Source organism: Nocardioides sp. NPDC127514, assembly GCF_040302125.1.
In the GTDB taxonomy this organism is placed as follows: domain Bacteria; phylum Actinomycetota; class Actinomycetes; order Propionibacteriales; family Nocardioidaceae; genus Nocardioides.
This window is the reverse complement of the sequence record NZ_JBEORF010000047.1, coordinates 1-17,111: the sequence shown is the minus strand read 5'-3', so window position 1 is coordinate 17,111 and position 17,111 is coordinate 1. Positions and strand designations below refer to the sequence as shown.

The following is a 17,111-nucleotide window of genomic DNA, read 5'->3' as shown; positions in this document are numbered from 1 at the left end:
GTTTCGCGAAAACCCAGAAAATGTGGGTCGCTACCGCGTCATGGTTGCCGATTTCGTACGTCAAGTCCATGTGGGCACGCGGTAGTTCAGCGCGCGCACCACTGTATCGATGACCCAGCAACTTCGGACAAGGAACGACACCAACGCCAGGAAACACGAGAAAAGAGGTGAGTTGTGCGGCTGTTTTCCCGAGGTCGGCGTGCGCCTGCATCCACCTCGCCTGAGATCACAGAGCTCTCCGACGAGCAGCGTGCGGCGCTCCCGCCGCGGTTCGAGGCCGTCGCGGAGGCGCTCATCGAGCGCAGCAACTACGTCGCCGAGGCCTGCTGGGTCGCCGGCCACGACCTCGCCGAGTCAGGTGTGTCCCTCGGGGAGTGCCTCGAGGACCTTCGGATGACCACCCAGGCCATGGAGGATCGCGACCCGGCCTTCGTCGAGGTGCACGCGCTGTCCGTCGCCTGGAGCGAGGCGACGCTGGGCTACCTGCACACGATCTCCTGCGCCGACCCGCTCACCGGCCTCGCCACCCTCGCGCACCTGCGGGAACGCATCTCGGACCTCTACCGGGATGCCACGGCGCGCAGCCACGCGCTGGTCGTCACCGACGCCCACCTCCCGGGAGCCCCCGGCGGGAAGACCGACAGCATCGCCACCGCCCGCCGGATGTCGCTGCTCGGCCAGACCGCCCGCACCGTCTTCGCGACCGCGGCCGCCGTCGGACAGGTCGGCCACAGCCGGATGGTGGTGGTCGCCCCGCGTGACGAGACGCTGGTCAAACGACTCGGGCTCCTCAAGCGGATGGTCGAGCACAGCGCCGACCGGATCTGGATCGAAGGACTCCCGGACAACGACAGGTCAGCAGGCTTCCTGCTCGACGAGCTCGCCCGCGGAGCCTAGAAATACCTCCGAACACCACCGGCACCCGGCGCTAAGGTGAACGTATGTGCGGTCGTTACGCGTCCAGCCGCCAACCCGACGAGCTGGCCGAGGAGTTCGAGATCGATGAGCTGCGCCTGCAGGAGCCGCTCACCGAGAGCTACAACGTAGCCCCGACCGACGATGTCTATGCCGTCCTCGAGCGCCCGCCGCGTGACGACGAGGACGCGTCCAGCGAGCGCCAGCTCCGTTCCGTACGTTGGGGCCTGGTCCCGTCCTGGGCCAAGGACGTCAAGATCGGCAACCGGATGATCAACGCCCGGATGGAGACGGTGGGCGAGAAGCCCGCCTATCGCCGGGCCTTCGCCAAGCGCCGCTGCCTGCTGCCGGCCGACGGCTACTTCGAGTGGTACGCCACCGAGGCCAAGGACGCGAAGGGCAAGCCTCGCAAGCAGCCCTACTTCATCACCCCCAAGGACGGGGGAGTGCTGGCGATGGCCGGGCTCTACGAGCTGTGGCCCGACCCCGCCAAGGCCGAGGACGACCCCGGCCGGTGGCTGTGGAGCTGCACGGTGATCACCACCGAGGCGGAGGACTCCCTGGGGCGGATCCACGACCGGATGCCGCTCATGGTCGAGCGTGATCGCTGGGACGAGTGGCTCGACCCGACCCGTCCGGGCGATCTGGAGCTGCTGACCCCGGCGGCGCCCGGCCGGCTGGAGGCCTACCCGGTCTCGACGCTGGTGAGCAACGTACGCAACAACGGCCGCGAGCTCGTCGAGCCGCTGCCGATCGAGGAAGCCTGGGGATGACATGGGTGGAACCACGACGCAGATGATCGACACGCCCTACGGACAGGGGCGGCTCTACACCCGCCGGGCGCGGCGACCACAGGCGACCCTGCTGCTCTCCCACGGCGCCGGCAACGGCATCGACACCCACGACCTGATGGCGCTCAACGACGCGCTCCCGGCCCAGGGGATCACCGTGGTCCGCTTCGAGCAGCCCTGGCGGGTCAAGGGGAAGCCGGTGGCCACCCCGCCCAAGTCCCTCGACGCGGCGCTGACCCTGGCCGCCAACTGGATGCGGGTGCGCACCCCGCTGGTGGTCGGAGGCCGCTCCGCCGGGGCCCGCTCGGCGGTCCGTACGGCACGAGGCTTCGGCGCCGCGGGGGCGCTCTGCCTGGCCTTCCCGCTGCACCCGATCGCCAAGCCGGGCATCTCGCGTGCCTACGAGCTGCTGGAATCCAGGGTGCCGACGCTGGTGCTGCAAGGCACCCGAGACAGGTTCGGCAAACCGGAGGAGTTCCCGGAGGGGATCGAGGTCACCCCGATCCCGGGCGCCGACCATTCCCTCGTCGTCGGCAAGCGTGGCCCGATCACGCAGGCCGACGCCGACGCGATCCTGGTCGAGTCCACGCTGGAATGGCTGGTCCGCGAGGTCATCACCTAGACAGATCTCCATGGCGGGCCGGGCGAGGCGGCGCTAGGGTTTACAACGTGGTAAACGCCCCTCGCCTGCGCAGCCGAGACTGGTTCGACAACCCGGACAATCCCGCGATGACGGCGCTCTACATCGAGCGCTACATGAACTGGGGCGTGACGCGCGAGGAGCTCCAGTCGGGCAAGCCGGTGATCGGCATCGCGCAGACCGGCTCGGACCTGTCGCCCTGCAACCGGCACCACCTCGGGCTGGCGCAGCGCGTACGCGACGGGATCCGGGAGATGGGTGGGATCGCGTTCGAGTTCCCGGTGCATCCGATCCATGAGATGGGGAAGCGACCGACGGCGGCGCTGGACCGCAACCTCGCCTACCTCGGTCTGGTGGAGATCCTCTACGGCTATCCCCTCGACGGGGTGGTGCTGACGACGGGGTGCGACAAGACCACGCCGGCGTGCGTGATGGCGGCGGCCACGGTGAACATCCCGGCGATCGTGCTCTCGGGCGGGCCGATGCTCAACGGCTGGCTCAAGGGCGAGCGCATCGGCTCGGGCACGATCATCTGGAAGGCGCGCGAGATGCTCGCGGCGGGGGAGATCGACGAGGCGGAGTTCACCGAGCTGATCGCCTCCTCTGCGCCCTCGCCCGGCCACTGCAACACCATGGGCACCGCTGCCACGATGAACAGCCTCGCCGAAACCCTCGGGATGAGCCTGCCCGGCTCAGCCGCGATCCCGGCTCCGCACCGTGACCGCGGTCGGGTGGCCTACCTGACGGGCAGGCGCATCGTCGAGATGGTGCACGAGGACCTGAAACCCTCCGACGTCCTGACGAGGGATGCGTTCGAGAACGCGATCGTCGTGAACTCGGCGATCGGAGGCTCCACCAACGCTCCGATCCACATCAACGCGATCGCCAGGCACATCGGGGTCGACCTCGGCATCGAGGAGTGGGAGACGATCGGGCATCGGATCCCGCTCCTGGTCGACATGCAGCCCGCCGGCAGGTTCCTGGGCGAGGAGTTCCACCGCGCGGGCGGGGTGCCGGCCGTCGTCCACGAGCTGATGCGTCACGGGCTGATCCACGAGGATGCGCTCACGGTCAACGGACGGACCATCGGCGAGAACTGCCGCGACACGGCGAGCGAGGACGCCGAGGTGATCCGCTGCTTCGACGACCCGCTCGTGGAGCAGGCCGGCTTCATCGTGATGACGGGGAACCTGTTCGACAGCGCGATCATGAAGACCAGCGTGATCTCGGACGAGTTCCGGGAGCGCTACCTCTCGGACCCCGAGCACCCCAACACGTTCGAGGGTCGCGCGATCGTCTTCGAAGGGCCCGAGGACTACCACGCGCGCATCGACGACCCCTCGCTCCAGATCGACGAGGGGTGCATCCTGTTCATCCGGGGTGTCGGCCCGATCGGCTATCCCGGCTCGGCCGAGGTCGTCAACATGCAGCCTCCCGCCGCACTCATCGAGCGGGGCGTGCACTCGCTGCCGTGCGTGGGCGACGGTCGCCAGTCCGGCACGTCGGGGTCGCCCTCGATCCTCAACGCCTCGCCCGAGGCCGCCGCCGGAGGAGGCCTGGCGCTGCTGCGTACCGGCGATCGTGTCCGGATCGACCTCGACACCGGACGGGCGGACATGCTGGTCTCGGACGAGGAGCTGGCCGCGCGGCGCGAGGCGGTCGGTGAGTTCGCGGTGCCGGAGTCGCAGACCCCGTGGCAGGAGATCCAGCGGTCCATGGGCGGCCAGCTCGCCGACGGCATGGTCCTGGAGCCTGCGGTGAAGTATCAGCGCGTGGCGCAGACCAAGGGCACCCCACGCGACAACCACTGAGGAGCAGCCGATGCACCTTGTCCGGTACGACAGCGGGAACGGCCCGCAGGTCGGCGTACGCAGGGACGACTCGATCGCCCCGGTGAGCGGTGTCGGATCCATGGCGGATCTCCTCGCGATGCCGCACGACGAGCTGCGGGCCACCGTGGAGTCCGCCTCCGCGGCGCCGGTCCCGGTCGCGTCCGTACGTCTGCTCGCTCCGCTGGACGGGAGGACCGAGCTGTGGTGCGCGGGCGTCACCTATGCCCGCTCGCGCAGTGCCCGGATGGAGGAGAGCGCCGAGCAGTCGGTCTACGACAAGGTCTACTCCGCGCAACGCCCCGAGCTGTTCCCGAAGGCGCCGGCCTGGCGCCTGGTCACCGACGGCGAGCCGGTCGGCATCCGGGCCGACTCCGGCCACGACGTACCCGAGCCGGAGCTGGCCGTCGTGATCAACGCCCACGCCGAGATCATCGGCTACACGGTCTGCAACGACATGAGCTCCCGCTCGATCGAGGGCGAGAACCCGCTCTACCTGCCCCAGGCCAAGGTGTACGCAGGCGCAGCAGCGCTCGCGGCCGGCATCAGGCCCGTGTGGGAGGTCCCTGACGCCACCGCCCTCGCCATCACCTTGGTGGTCCGCCGGGGTGAGCACGAGGTCGTCGCGGCGGAGACATCGTCCAGCCGGCTCGTACGTCCGATCCAGCAGCTCGTCGACCACCTGTTCGCGGCCAACGACTTTCCCGACGGTGCGGCGCTGGCCACGGGCACCGGGATCGTCCCCGACATGGGCTTCAGCCTTGAGCCCGGCGACATGGTGGAGATCGAGGTCGCTGAGGTCGGCAGGCTCACCAACCGGGTGGAGGTCGGGAAGGAGCCCTTCGCGTGGCTCAACCGTTGAGTCTCTGAGGGGTCGCGCCGGACTGCCTCGACGAGGCCTTGGCGGGCCCGGAGGCGGTCCCGCCGGAAGACTCCCGCACGATGACGTCGAAGGCAGCCTTGTGCAGCCGTGCCGGCCGCGACGACCCTGCACCCCACTCGATGCGCTCGACGAGCATGCTGACCGCCGTCTCCGCGATCTCCGCACGGCCGGGGTCGATGCTGGAGAGCGAAGGGACGGTGAGGTGGCTGATGGTGATGTTGTCGAAGCCGATCACGGCCACATCGTCGGGCACGACGCGCCCCGCTTCACCGAGAGCCCGGAGCGCACCCAGCCCGAGGGAGTCGGTCAGGGTGAAGATGGCGTCGAACTCCAGCCCTGACTCGATGAGCTGCCGCGCCGCGTCGGCGCCGTCCTCCGGATGCCAGGGCGCGACGACCCGCTCGAGTCGGGGGTCGTGCTCGATCCCGGCAGCCGCCAGAGCCTCCCGGTAGCCCTGGATCCGCAGGTTCGAGGGCCCCATCACCCGGGTCTCGTCCTCGGGATGGGCGCCGATGACGGCGATCCGCCGGCGCCCCAGCGAGATCAGGTGCTCGACAGCTGCCCGGGCCGCGCTGATGTTGTGCATCGTCACGTGGTCGGTGGGTCCGCCGAAGATCCACTCTCCCAGCATGACCATCGGGAAATCGACGTACGCCAACAGGTCGCGGTCCTCGGTGCCGAGTCGCTCGGGGCTGAAGAGCAGGCCGTCGGTCTGGGGGAGCCCATGGGTGAGGAGCTCGATCTCGTGCTCGCGGTCGCCTCCGAGCTGCCCGACGATGACGCTCAGTCCGCGCTTGGCCGCAGCCGCGATGACCGCATCGGCCAGCTCCGCGAAGTAGGCCTGTCGCAGCTCCGGCACCGCCAGGCCGATGACACCGGTGCGGCCGGAGCGCAGGCCGCGTGCGGAATGGTTCGGCCGGTAGCCCAGCTCGGCGATCGCCTTCTGCACGCGGGCACGCGTGTCCGGGTGCACGTTCGGATGGTCGTTCACCACGTTGGACACGGTCTTGGGCGAGACACGGGCAATGGCCGCGACTTCGCGCATCGTCACAGCCATCGTCGCCTCGTGTTCCCTCGTGCCCCCAGGTCAGGGGGCAGCCTACATCGCCATTTTGCGTCGGCCCCCGGCTGCCCTTTCGCACACTCCGTGTGGCGAATGTCACGTTCGGGTCTTGACAGGGTCTGAGCGCAGGACAAGGATATGCGCTGATTACCACGTAGTAAATCCGCTGGTGAGAGGCGTGCATCGTCGTAAACCGGTGGTGGTTCGATGCCCCACGCGCGTTGGATACCTCAGCGAAGAGGAGTCTTCAGATGGTCGTTCTCCGGCGGCTGCTGTACTCGCAGAGGGCGGCGCCCTACCTCTTCATCGCGCCGTTCGTGATCACGCTGCTCGCCTTCTGGATGATCCCGCTCGTTCGTACCTTCCTGCTGAGCACCCAGGAGGTGGTGTTCGGGCAGGCCGCCTTCATCGGTCTGGACAACTATCAGCGGCTCTGGGAGGACCGGCTCTTCTGGAAGGCGATGTTCAACAGTGCCCGCTACATGGTGCTGACCATCGCGCTCCTGATCCCGATCCCGCTGGTGCTGGCCGCGCTCATCAACTCCAAGATCGGCAGCCCGCGCGTCAAGGCGGTCTTCAAGGCCTCGATGTTCGTGCCGGCGCTGACCTCTGTCGTCGTCGCCGGAATCATCTTCCGGCTGATGTTCGCCGAGACCGGCACCGGACTGATGAACCAGATCGTCGGGGTCTTCGGCCTCGAGCCGGTCCGATGGCTGCGCATCGACACCGGCGGGCTGATCGCCCTGCTGGCACTGGCGATGTGGCGCTGGACCGGCGTCAACATCCTCTACTTCCTCGCCGGCATGCAGGCCATCCCGGAGGAGTACTACGAGGCCGCGACCATCGACGGGGCCAGCAAGCTGCAGCAGTTCTTCCACATCACCCTGCCCAACCTGAAGCCGACCATCGTCTACGTCACGACCATCAGCGTGTACGGCGGTCTGGCGATGTTCCTGGAGAGCTTCATGCTCTACCGCGGCAACTCCTCGCCCAACGACCAGGGGCTGACGGTGATCGGCTACCTCTACCGGCGCGGGATCGAGCAGAACGACCTGGGCTTCGCCTCCGCGGTCGGTGTCGTGCTGCTCGTGGTCATCATGACCATCAACCTCACGTTCCTCACGCTCAGCGGAACCTTCAAGAAGGAGAGCGCCCGATGAGCGCCGAGCCGACCGCGCGGACCAGGGTCCAGCTGCCGTACTGGATCCACGGTTCGATCCAGACCGCGCTCCTGATGACGATCATCCTGTTGGTGCTGACCCTTGTCGTGCTCGCTCCGCTGCTGATCATGTTCGTGGCGACGTTCCAGGACGGCAACGACGTCATCCGGCGGGGGCTCTCCTTCGACATCGACCTCGGCTCGCTGTCGCTGGACAACTACGTGATGCTCTTCACCGACTCCGGGCCGTACTTCCGCTGGTTCGCCAACTCGATCCTGCTCACCGTCGCGCAGGTGGCCGGGACGCTGTTGGTCAGCTCGTTCGTGGCGTACGGCTTCGCGGTCTACGATTTCAAGGGCAAGACCGCGCTGTTCATCGCCGTGCTGCTGCTCATGGCCGTGCCGTTCGAGATCATGATGCTCCCGCTGTACGTGCTGGTGAACGACGTCGGCCTGGCCGACTCCTACTCGGTGATCGTGCTGCCGTTCCTGGCCGCTTCGGTGACGATCTTCTACTTCCGGCAGTACTTCCTCGGCATCCCGAAGGATCTGCTCGAGGCGGGCCGCATGGACGGCGCCACGGAGTTCGGCATCTTCTTCAAGATCGTGGTGCCGGTGGCGAAACCGGCGTTCGCGGCGATGGCCATCCTCAACGGGATGATCATCTGGAACAACTTCCTCTGGCCGCTGCTGGTGCTGCGCTCGGAGTCGAAGTTCACCCTCCCGATCGGGCTCAACACCCTGCTGACCCCGCATGAGAACAACTACGAGCTGCTCATCATCGGGTCCATGTTCTCGCTCCTTCCCATCCTGGTGCTGTTCCTGCTCTTCCAGCGGTTCTTCGTCGCAGGGATGACGGCCGGGGCGCTCAAGGGGTGACCCCTTGCACAACCTCACAGATGGAGAGAAACCATGACGACAACGCGGAGAATCACCTCGTTCCTCGCCGCAGGACTCGCCGCGACGCTCGCGCTGAGCGCCTGCGGCGGCGGCTCCGAGGACGAAGGCGGACCTGACGCTCAGGGCCGCACCAGCATCGACATGTGGGTGTTCGCCGAGCTGCACGGCACCTACTACGAGGCGATGGCCGAGCAGTGGAACGAGAAGAACCCCGACAAGGAGATCAAGCTCGACGTCACCGTCTTCCCGTACGACGAGATGCACAACAAGCTCCAGCTGGCGGTGAACTCCGGCAAGGGGCTCCCGGACGTCGTGGACATCGAGGTGAACAAGTTCTCCAACTTCGTCACCGAGGACGGGCGTACGCCGCTGGCGGAGCTGTCCGAGGCCGCCGAGCCGTACCAGGACGACATCGTGCAGGCCCGGATGGACCTCTACAACCGGGAGGGGAAGCAGCTCGGCTATCCGACCCACGTCGGAGCTCAGGTGGCCTTCTACAACGTCCCGCTGCTGGAGAAGGCAGGGGTCGACTACACGACCATCGAGACCTGGGACGACTTCAAGGCGGCCGGCGCCAAGTACAACAAGGCGACCGGCAAGGCGTTCGGCATCGCCAGCACCGACACCAACATCATGCAGCCGCTGGTCATGGCGCAGCTCGGCGGCAACCTGTTCGACGAGGACGGCAACGTCACCGTGAACAGCCCGGAGGTCGTGGAGGCGGTCGAGCTGCTGCAGGAGATGCAGAAGGCCGGCGCGCTCTCGACTATTCCGGGCGGTAGCCCGGACATCGAGGAGGCCTACGGCCCCATCAACAACGGCGAGTACGCGGCCGTCGTCTACCCGGCCTGGTACACCTCCCGGTTCGTCGACTACATGCCCGACCTTGCCGGCGACGTCGCGATCGCGCCGGCGCCGGTCATCGAGGGCGGTGAGGTCGCCACGATCGGTGGCGGCGGCACCGGCACCGCGGTGATCGACAGCTCCCCGGACAAGGAGTTCGCCATGGAGTGGCTCGCCTTCGCGAAGCTGTCGCCGGAGGCCAACGTCGCCGTCTGGGAGGAGCTCGGCTTCGACCCGGTGAACATGTCGGTGTGGGAGGACAAGGAGGTCACCCACAACCCGGAGAACAAGTACAACAAGTACTTCCGGACCAACCTCTTCGACGTGCTCAACCAGGTCAAGGGCGACATCGGCCACTTCGAGTCCTTCGCGGACCCGAACCTGCCCAAGGTCGACGAGGTGTTCACGACCAGCACGTACAACCAGATCTTCGGGGACGGTGTCCCGGCCAAGCAGGCGCTGGACCAGGCGCAGGCCGATCTGGAGAACCAGCTCAAGTAGACGCTGCCCCGGACCAGAGAGAGGAACCCATGGAGAACGGCAAGCTCGCGATCGATCCGGCGTTCACCGTCGCCCCCGTCAACAGGAGGATCTTCGGGTCGTTCGTGGAGCACATGGGGCGCTGCGTCTACGGCGGCATCTTCGAGCCGGGGCATCCGACGGCGGACGGCGACGGCCTGCGAGGTGACGTACTGGATCTCGTACGGGAGCTCGGGGTGACCGCTGTTCGCTACCCCGGAGGCAACTTCGTCTCCGGATACCAGTGGGAGGACGGAGTGGGGCCGCGCGACCAGCGGCCTACCCGCCTGGACCCGGCGTGGCGGACCATCGAGACCAACGCGTTCGGTCTCGACGAGTTCATGACCTGGGCGAGGAAGGCCGCCATCGAGCCCATCATGGCGGTGAACCTGGGTACGCGCGGCCTGCCGGAGGCACTCGAGCTGCTCGAGTACGCCAACCACCCCGGCGGGACCGAGCTGTCCGAGCGTCGTATCGCGCACGGCGCCACCGAGCCGTACGGCATCCGGATGTGGTGTCTCGGCAACGAGATGGACGGCCCCTGGCAGCTGGGCCACAAGACGGCCGAGGAGTACGGCCGCCTGGCCAAGGAGGTGGCCAGCGGCATGCGTCAGTACGACGCCGACCTCGAGCTGGTCGCCTGCGGCAGCTCAGGTCGTTCGATGCCGACCTTCGGTGCGTGGGAGGCGACGGTGCTCGAGCACGCCTACGACGTGGTCGACTTCGTCTCGGCGCACGCCTACTACGAGCTCGAGGGGGACGACGTCGCAAGCTTCCTCGCCTCGTCGGTCGACATGGACCTCTTCATCCGGGAGGTCGTCGCGACCGCCGACCACATCGGGGCGAAGCTCTCCTCCCCGAAGCGGATCAACATCTCCTTCGACGAGTGGAACGTCTGGTACCTGAAGAAGTTCCAGCAGGAGGGCATGCCGGAGGAGTGGACCTCCGCGCCTCGGCTCAGCGAGGACGCGTACACGGCGCTCGACGCCGTCGTCGTCGGCTCTCTGCTCATCACGCTGCTCAAGCACAGCGACCGGGTGACCGCCGCCTGCCAGGCCCAGCTGGTCAACACCATCGGCTCGATCAGGTGCGAGCCCGGCGGGCCGGCGTGGCGACAGTCGATCTTCCACCCGTTCTCGCTGACTGCCCGGTTCGCGCAGGGTGAGGTCCTCGAGCCGCGGGTGGTCGCGCCGACGATGGCGACCGCCAAGCACGGCGACGTCTCCGTCCTCGACGCCGTGGCGACCCACGATCCGGAGAACGGCAGTGTGGCGGTGTTCGTCGTCAACCGGCATCCGTCGGAGGCCATGGCCTTCTCCACCGACGTGCGCTACTTCGGCGACGTCGAGCTGGTCGACGCGGTGGTCCTCGGTGGCGAGGACCTGTTCGCGGTGAACAGCATGGAGGATCCCGACCGGGTGGTGCCGAAGGCGTACGACTCGGCGAAGGTCGTGGGTGGCGCGCTCGAGGCCGAGCTGCCGCCGGCCTCATGGAGCATGTTCGTCCTGCAGACGTCCTGACGCAGCGGTCGGCCGGGTCCGCGGACAGCAGGGAATGTTTGGCGGCCGTCGCGGCGTTCACGCAACATGACCATTCTGCTCGAACGCCCGGTGGCAAATATGTCGCCGATGAGCGCCCCGATGGTCGCGCGCGTACCCTGGGACGTGATGAGCGACAACAACGATGAGGTCGTCGACCTGGCCACCGAGACACCCGAGGAGCGCGCGCTGCGCTTCGAGCGGGACGCGCTGCCCTTCCTCGACCAGCTCTACTCGGCGGCGATGCGGATGACCCGCAACCCGTCCGATGCGGAAGACCTGGTGCAGGAGACGTTCGCCAAGGCCTACTCCTCCTTCCATCAGTTCAAGCCCGGCACCAACCTGAAGGCCTGGCTCTACCGCATCCTCACGAACACCTTCATCAACACCTACCGCAAGAAGCAGCGCCAGCCGCAGCAGTCGATGTCCGAGGACGTCGAGGACTGGCAGCTGGCGCGGGCCGAGTCGCACAGCTCGACCGGCCTGAAGTCCGCGGAGATGGAGGCGCTCGAGCACCTGCCCGACTCCCAGGTGAAGGACGCGCTGCAGCGCCTCCCGGAGGAGTTCCGGCTCGCTGTCTACCTCGCCGACGTCGAGGGATTCGCCTACAAGGAGATCGCCGAGATCATGGAAACCCCGATCGGCACCGTGATGTCGCGGCTTCACCGCGGCCGGCGCCAGCTGCGCGATCTTCTCTCGGACTACGTCCGCACCAACGACCTCACCGGCGCTCGTGGAGGTGCGTCATGAGTGCCCACAAACATGACGCGTCACCGACCGACTGCGCGGACTTCCTCGAGCAGATCGTCTTCCTGATCGACAACGAGCTGACCGCGGCGGACGCCGACCAGGTCAAGCACCACCTGCAGACGTGCAACCCCTGCCTGGAGACGTACGACCAGCAGCGCATCGTCAAGGCGGTCGTGGCGCGCTCGTGCACCGAGGTCGCCCCCGGCGACCTGCGCGCGAAGATCATGGTCCAGATCCAGGAGCTCCGCACGAGGTCCTGACGGCCCGCATCATCGGGCCATAGACGCGACGAGAGCCCCAGCCGAATCGGCTGGGGCTCTCACGTCTTTTACAGCTGTGGTCAGCTGTTGGGGCGCTTGCCGTGGTTCGCGCCCTTCTTGCGGCGCGCGCGGCGCTTGCGGCCAGTCTTGCCCATGATGATCTCCTCCATTGGGGTACGTAGACCCCGAGGGGCCTCGGCACAGTCTCTCAAACCCAGGTGCGGGAGGGCGAATCTCGACCCGCAGTCACGTCAGGTAGGTGGCGTTCGACTTCTTCAGCGCGGCGACGACGACCAGCAGCAGGTCGCCGCGGATCTGCGGGATGTCGTTGCTGAGCGCGAGCTGGATGTAGAGGGCACGCAGGAACGCCTCGGCGTTGCCGGTGAGCAGGAACGGGTCGCGGTCGGGCGTCTCCGGGGTGGCGGTGGCGACGGTGACGATCCGGTTGATCCACGGCTCCATGATGTTGAGCGGGACCAGGTTGCGGCGCAGCACGGACATCGTGGCTGCCGCCAGCCGGTCGGGCTCGCCGTGAGCGTAGATGGTGTCCCCCCGGGCGAGCACCCGGTCGGCGACCACGTCGAGGATCACCGTCAGCTCGGGCTTGCCGAGGTGCTCGGAGGCGGCCAGGGTGCCGAGCGCGTCGGCGCCGCGGGCCACCGCGTGCGCCCAGCCACGCTCGGGAACGAAGGCACGCAGGTCGCGCTCGCGCAGCAGCCAGGTGGCGATCCGGTCGCCCCACTCCAGCACCTTCTCCGCGCGCACCAGCGAGCGGGCGTTGTCGCGGGCGATGCACTGGGCCAGGGCCTCGACCGAGGAGGCTCGGCGGAAGACACCGTTGTTGCCGGAGTCGCCGAGACCGACCACGAGGCCGGCCGCCATCCCGTCGCCCAGGCCCCCGAGCAGGTCGTCGTAGACACCGCGCTGGATCCAGGTCGACAGGGCCGGCACGGCCAGCCCGCTGCGTACGTCCGGATCCGGGTCGCCGAGCATCCGGGTGAGCTCGATGGTGAGGTCACCCAGCGGCCGGTCGGTGGGTACGGCGAGACCAGTTGAATGGACCTCCCGCCAGTACGCCTCCGACATGGGGAACATCCTGCCAAACCCGGCCACGCGCCGACCACCGACCCGCGCAATGCCCTACCAAGGTCTACATCTACGCTGTCCGCGTGCCCACCCTGAGTGAGCTCGCCCAGAGCCACACCGAACTCGACAGCGATGATGTCGAGTGGCTTCAGCTGCTCATGGCCGACTGGCAGATCCTGGCCGACCTCTCCTTCGCCGACCTGGTGCTGTGGCTTCCGGACAAGTCCGGGAACGGCTTCTGGGCGGCCGGTCAGATGCGTCCCACGACCGGCCCCACGGCTTATGTGGACGACATCGTGGGCATGTTCGTGCCGAAGGGGCGCCACGCCACCCTGGACGATGCCGTCGACGCCGGCAGGCTCGTCCGAGAGGGCGACCCGGAGTGGCGCGACGACCTCCCGGTGCGGGTCGAGACCATCCCCGTACGCCGCGCCGGCCGGATCATCGCGGTGCTGAGCCGCAACACCAACCTGCTCGGCGTACGCACGCCCTCGAAGCTCGAGCTCTCCTACCTGCAGACCGCCGCCGACCTGACCCAGATGGTGGCCAACGGCTACTTCCCGGCGGTGGGTCAGCGCAGCGACCACACCGACACCCCTCGGGTGGGGGACGGGTTCGTGCGAGTGGACGCCGACGGCGTCGTCGACTACGCCAGCCCCAACGCGCTCTCGGTCTTCCGCCGGCTGGGGCTCTCCGGCGACCTCGCCGGCCAGTCCCTGGCCGGGATGACCCGCGCCCTGGTGCCGCCGCGCAAGCGCCCCGACGAGGAGACGCTGAGCGCCGTCCTCGGCGGCCGGGCGCACCGCGACACCGAGATCGACACCGGGGTGATGGCGATCATCATGCGCTCGATCCCGCTGCGGCCACGTGGCGAGGCGATCGGTGCGCTGGTGCTGCTGCGCGACGTCACCGACCTGCGCCGACGCGATCGTGAGCTCGTCACCAAGGACGCGACGATCCGCGAGATCCACCATCGAGTGAAGAACAACCTACAAACTGTGGCCGCGCTGCTCCGTATGCAGTCTCGCCGGGTCGACTCCGGTGTCGCACAAGATGCGCTGAACGAGGCCGTACGGCGTGTCGGATCCATCGCACTGGTCCACGAGATCCTCTCGCAGCAGGCCGTCGAGGAGACCGTCGAGTTCGACGAGATCGCCGACCGGCTCGCCTCCATGGTCGGAGAGGTCACCTCGGTCGGCGTCGCGGTGCGGGTGCGCCGGGAGGGATCCTTCGGGTCGCTGCCCTCGGAGGTGGCCACGCCGATGGCGATGGTCGTCACCGAGCTGCTGCAGAACGCAGTCGAGCACGGCTACCGCGGCAACGGCCCGGGCGATCCCGAGACCGGCAAGATCGTGATGTCCGTACGACAGCAACCCGCCGGGCATCTCCAGGTGACCATCGAGGATGACGGTCATGGACTACCCGACGGGTTCAGTCTCGACACATCGACAAACTTGGGGTTGTCGATCGTGAAGACTCTCGTCGAAGGCGAGCTCGGGGGCCGGCTCTCGTTGGGGCCCCGGCCTGATGGCCATGGGGCGAGAGCTGCGGTCGAGCTGCCGTTGGAGCTCTAGGTGGAACGCTAGGGGTTTTGGCCTCTAGGGCTTGGTCAGACGGCGGTGCGGACACGGGAGCGAGCGTTGCGGCGCTTCAGCGCACGACGCTCGTCCTCGCTCAGTCCACCCCACACGCCGTGGTCCTGACCGGCCTCAAGAGCCCACTGAAGACACTGCTCCCGGACGTCGCAACGCCGGCAGACCTGCTTGGCTTCCTCGATCTGGAGGATGGCCGGACCGGTGTTTCCGATGGGGAAGAACAGTTCCGGGTCTTCATCGAGACAAGCCGAACGGTGGCGCCAATCCATGGCTGGGTAGACCCTCTTTCTGACGTAGGATGGGCAAGGCCCTGGTGGTTCGAGACCCTGCGAGTCGGCACGTGGCGGGGATGTGTGAATGTCTTCACGTGCGTGCTGGTCTCTAGAGTTCCAAGAAATGGACGCCGAAACAACCCCTAACCAGTGTCTGGTTCGTCACCGGACCGTAACACTCAGTCTTCCTGGGGCTAGACAATTCGGTAACGCGGTGAGTTACCCGCAAATCCCGTGGTGTATGCTACTGCGGATTTTCTGAGGCTTGGCGAGGGTTCTAGGCTGCTGAGGTGACCGCGCCGCATCGCCCCTGGACCCTCCTGCTGACCGTGATCGCCGCAGGCGTCGAGACCGCGGCGATGCTGGTGTGGGGAGCGCTGGAGTTCGTACGCATCCCCGATGCCGCCTCGCTCACGACCGCGATCGCGGGCGGGCTGTTCTTCCTGCTCTGCGCCGCCGGCATCGGCTGGTGTGCTGCCATGTTCTGGCGACTGGAGTCGTGGGCGCGGGCACCGCTGGTGCTCGTCCAGCTGATCGTGCTCGGCCTGGCCTGGAACCTCCGCGACGATCTCGCGATCGCGGGCGGGCTGGCGCTGGTCGCGGTCGTCGCCCTCGTCGGCATCTTCGCGCCGCCGAGCATCGCCGCGCTCGAGGAGCGCTAGGTCCTAGTCCTCCTCCAGCGCCTTGCGGAGCTGGGCGAGCGAGCGGTTGAGCAGCCGGGAGACCTGCATCTGGGAGACCCCGAGCTCGGCGGCGATCTCGGTCTGGGTCTTGTTGCGGAAGAACTTCAGCATCAGCACCTGCTTCTCGTGGGCGGAGAGGCTGTCGAGCACCGGCTTGATCGACTCCCGCACCTCGACGTCGTCCAGGCGCAGGTCGTGGGCGGTCAGCGAGTCGAGCATCGGCGCGGTCTCGTCGCTCTCGGAGTCGAGGGAGAGCGCTGCGTACGCATTGCTGGACTCCAGGCCCTCGACGACGGTCTCCAGGCTGACCCCGAGGCGGGTGGCGAGGTCGCGGGCCGTGGGGGAGCGGCCGAGCTCCTGGGAGAGCTCCGCGGTGGCGTCGCGGAGGTTCTGCTGCAGGTCCCGAAGACGGCGCGGCACGCTGACGGCCCACCGGCTGTCGCGGAAGTAGCGCTTGATCTCACCGAGGATCGTGGGCACTGCGTACGTCGAGAACTCCACGTCACGGGAGAGGTCGTAGCGGTCCACGGCGTTGAGGAGGCCCACGACCCCGACCTGGACGAGGTCCTCGTGCGGCTCGCCGCGGCCGTAGAACTGGGAGGCGCAGTATTCGACCAGCGCCATGTTGAGGTGGACCAGCTCGTCGCGAGCGGCGGTCCGTTCCGCGTCGGGCAGGTCCGGCCCGGCGAGGGCCCTGAAGAGCTCGCGGGAGCGGGCGCGGGCGTCATCCACCTCGCTGGTGCTCCTGGACCTCGACGACCGAATCGTCTCCTGCGCCATGTCAGCGCGCGGCTCCAAGCGGGGTCGCTCCCGCGACCAGGGAAATCCTGAGCTGATCACCGTCAGGGGTGGCGGTGACCTCCCTGGCCAGCGTGGTGAGTACCTGCCAGGCGAAGCTCTCCTCGTCGATCTCCGCCTCGGCGTCGCAGGTCGTGGTCACGGTGACTCCGATGGTGTCCTCGCCCAGGTCGAAGACGACGTCCAGGTCAGCGGCGTCCGCGGCGCACTCCAGGCAGATCGCCGCAGCCTCGCTGACCGCCATCCGCAGGTCCTCGATGTCCTCGAGCGTGAAGTCGAGGCGCGCGGCGAGCGCGGCGGTGGTCGTACGCAGCACGGAGACGTAAGCGCCTTCTGCTGGAAGGCGCAGCTCGACCTGGGGCATCTGGGTTTATCAGTCCTTCTGTGGGAGTCCCGACGATTATGCAACGAGACCGGCCTCGCCGCGCCGTTAACGCACCACAGCCGCCCCGTGAACGGAGCGGCTGTGGCGTACGGGCTGAACTGAGAGGCTCAGGCCTTCTTGGTCGCCCAGAAGATCTCGGCGATCTCGTCGATCTTGGCGAGGAGCTTGTCGGCGACCTCGAGGTCGAGGGTGCCCTTGGTGC

At 67.7% G+C, this 17,111-nt stretch carries 19 protein-coding genes; 13 read left to right on the top strand and 6 right to left on the bottom strand.

All coding sequences use genetic code 11. The features are described from left to right. Positions 1 to 174 precede the first annotated feature (174 nt). From ABTX24_RS28115 to ABTX24_RS28095, 5 genes are read left to right on the top strand one after another with little or no spacing between them, the layout of a single operon-like run. Positions 175 to 897, top strand: a complete 723-nt coding sequence (locus ABTX24_RS28115) for a hypothetical protein (RefSeq protein ID WP_350844365.1) — start codon at positions 175 to 177, stop codon at positions 895 to 897. Between the two features lie 44 nt (positions 898 to 941). Continuing rightward, positions 942 to 1,688, top strand: coding sequence for an SOS response-associated peptidase (locus ABTX24_RS28110; RefSeq protein WP_350844363.1), 747 nt, complete (start codon positions 942 to 944; stop codon positions 1,686 to 1,688). A gap of 1 nt (position 1,689) precedes the next feature. Next, a complete protein-coding gene (locus ABTX24_RS28105) occupies positions 1,690 to 2,328 on the top strand; it encodes an alpha/beta hydrolase family protein (RefSeq protein WP_160027647.1) in 639 nt (212 codons plus the stop codon). A gap of 47 nt (positions 2,329 to 2,375) precedes the next feature. Further along, on the top strand, positions 2,376 to 4,157 hold the full coding sequence (locus tag ABTX24_RS28100; RefSeq protein ID WP_350844361.1) for an IlvD/Edd family dehydratase: 1,782 nt from the start codon (positions 2,376 to 2,378) through the stop codon (positions 4,155 to 4,157). 10 nt (positions 4,158 to 4,167) lie between these two features. Continuing rightward, positions 4,168 to 5,037 carry a fumarylacetoacetate hydrolase family protein gene (locus ABTX24_RS28095; RefSeq protein ID WP_350844360.1) on the top strand — a complete coding sequence of 290 codons (870 nt, stop codon included), beginning with the start codon at positions 4,168 to 4,170 and terminating at the stop codon, positions 5,035 to 5,037. On the opposite strand, the gene ABTX24_RS28090 is transcribed toward ABTX24_RS28095, so the two are convergent. Further along, positions 5,027 to 6,115, bottom strand: coding sequence for a LacI family DNA-binding transcriptional regulator (locus ABTX24_RS28090; protein WP_350844358.1), 1,089 nt, complete (start codon positions 6,113 to 6,115; stop codon positions 5,027 to 5,029). The genes ABTX24_RS28095 and ABTX24_RS28090 overlap by 11 nt on opposite strands. Before the next feature lie 257 nt (positions 6,116 to 6,372). On the opposite strand from ABTX24_RS28090, the gene ABTX24_RS28085 reads away from it, so the two are divergent. From ABTX24_RS28085 to rsrA, 6 genes are all read left to right on the top strand, one after another. After that, entirely contained in the window at positions 6,373 to 7,281 is a 909-nt protein-coding gene (locus tag ABTX24_RS28085) for a carbohydrate ABC transporter permease (protein WP_350844356.1), read from the top strand. Continuing rightward, positions 7,278 to 8,159, top strand: coding sequence for a carbohydrate ABC transporter permease (locus tag ABTX24_RS28080; protein ID WP_350844354.1), 882 nt, complete (start codon positions 7,278 to 7,280; stop codon positions 8,157 to 8,159). The genes ABTX24_RS28085 and ABTX24_RS28080 overlap by 4 nt, the downstream gene beginning before the upstream one ends. Positions 8,160 to 8,192: 33 nt before the next feature. Beyond that, entirely contained in the window at positions 8,193 to 9,524 is a 1,332-nt protein-coding gene (locus ABTX24_RS28075; protein ID WP_160027655.1) for an ABC transporter substrate-binding protein, read from the top strand. A 29-nt stretch (positions 9,525 to 9,553) separates the two neighbouring features. Beyond that, the gene (gene arfA, locus ABTX24_RS28070; protein ID WP_350844352.1) at positions 9,554 to 11,062 is read left to right on the top strand and encodes an arabinosylfuranosidase ArfA; all 1,509 of its coding nucleotides are present in this window, start codon (positions 9,554 to 9,556) and stop codon (positions 11,060 to 11,062) included. A 120-nt stretch (positions 11,063 to 11,182) separates the two neighbouring features. Next, on the top strand, positions 11,183 to 11,830 hold the full coding sequence (locus ABTX24_RS28065; RefSeq protein WP_350659898.1) for a sigma-70 family RNA polymerase sigma factor: 648 nt from the start codon (positions 11,183 to 11,185) through the stop codon (positions 11,828 to 11,830). Continuing rightward, positions 11,827 to 12,090, top strand: coding sequence for a mycothiol system anti-sigma-R factor (rsrA, locus tag ABTX24_RS28060; protein ID WP_160027661.1), 264 nt, complete (start codon positions 11,827 to 11,829; stop codon positions 12,088 to 12,090). Before ABTX24_RS28065 ends, rsrA begins: the two co-directional genes overlap by 4 nt. A gap of 80 nt (positions 12,091 to 12,170) precedes the next feature. Here rsrA and ABTX24_RS29685 read toward each other — a convergent pair whose 3' ends face one another. Then, entirely contained in the window at positions 12,171 to 12,245 is a 75-nt protein-coding gene (locus ABTX24_RS29685) for a 50S ribosomal protein bL37 (protein WP_370249596.1), read from the bottom strand. Positions 12,246 to 12,336: 91 nt separating this feature from the next. Next, positions 12,337 to 13,176, bottom strand: coding sequence for a DUF2785 domain-containing protein (locus ABTX24_RS28055; RefSeq protein ID WP_160027663.1), 840 nt, complete (start codon positions 13,174 to 13,176; stop codon positions 12,337 to 12,339). A gap of 83 nt (positions 13,177 to 13,259) precedes the next feature. Here ABTX24_RS28055 and ABTX24_RS28050 point away from each other — a divergent pair, with 83 nt between their 5' ends. Next, complete coding sequence (locus ABTX24_RS28050; protein WP_160027665.1) at positions 13,260 to 14,750, top strand: sensor histidine kinase; 1,491 nt, start codon at positions 13,260 to 13,262, stop codon at positions 14,748 to 14,750. 35 nt (positions 14,751 to 14,785) lie between these two features. Here ABTX24_RS28050 and ABTX24_RS28045 read toward each other — a convergent pair whose 3' ends face one another. Then, complete coding sequence (locus ABTX24_RS28045; RefSeq protein ID WP_008362075.1) at positions 14,786 to 15,040, bottom strand: WhiB family transcriptional regulator; 255 nt, start codon at positions 15,038 to 15,040, stop codon at positions 14,786 to 14,788. Between the two features lie 293 nt (positions 15,041 to 15,333). Between ABTX24_RS28045 and ABTX24_RS28040 the strand changes: the two genes are divergently transcribed. After that, positions 15,334 to 15,705 (top strand): hypothetical protein, encoded by a 372-nt coding sequence (locus ABTX24_RS28040; protein ID WP_350717149.1) that lies wholly within the window; start codon positions 15,334 to 15,336, stop codon positions 15,703 to 15,705. 3 nt (positions 15,706 to 15,708) lie between these two features. On the opposite strand, the gene ABTX24_RS28035 is transcribed toward ABTX24_RS28040, so the two are convergent. Next, on the bottom strand, positions 15,709 to 16,458 hold the full coding sequence (locus ABTX24_RS28035) for a SigB/SigF/SigG family RNA polymerase sigma factor (protein ID WP_350844350.1): 750 nt from the start codon (positions 16,456 to 16,458) through the stop codon (positions 15,709 to 15,711). 49 nt (positions 16,459 to 16,507) lie between these two features. Next, positions 16,508 to 16,888 carry an ATP-binding protein gene (locus tag ABTX24_RS28030; RefSeq protein WP_160027671.1) on the bottom strand — a complete coding sequence of 127 codons (381 nt, stop codon included), beginning with the start codon at positions 16,886 to 16,888 and terminating at the stop codon, positions 16,508 to 16,510. Between the last annotated feature and the right edge of the window lie 223 nt (positions 16,889 to 17,111).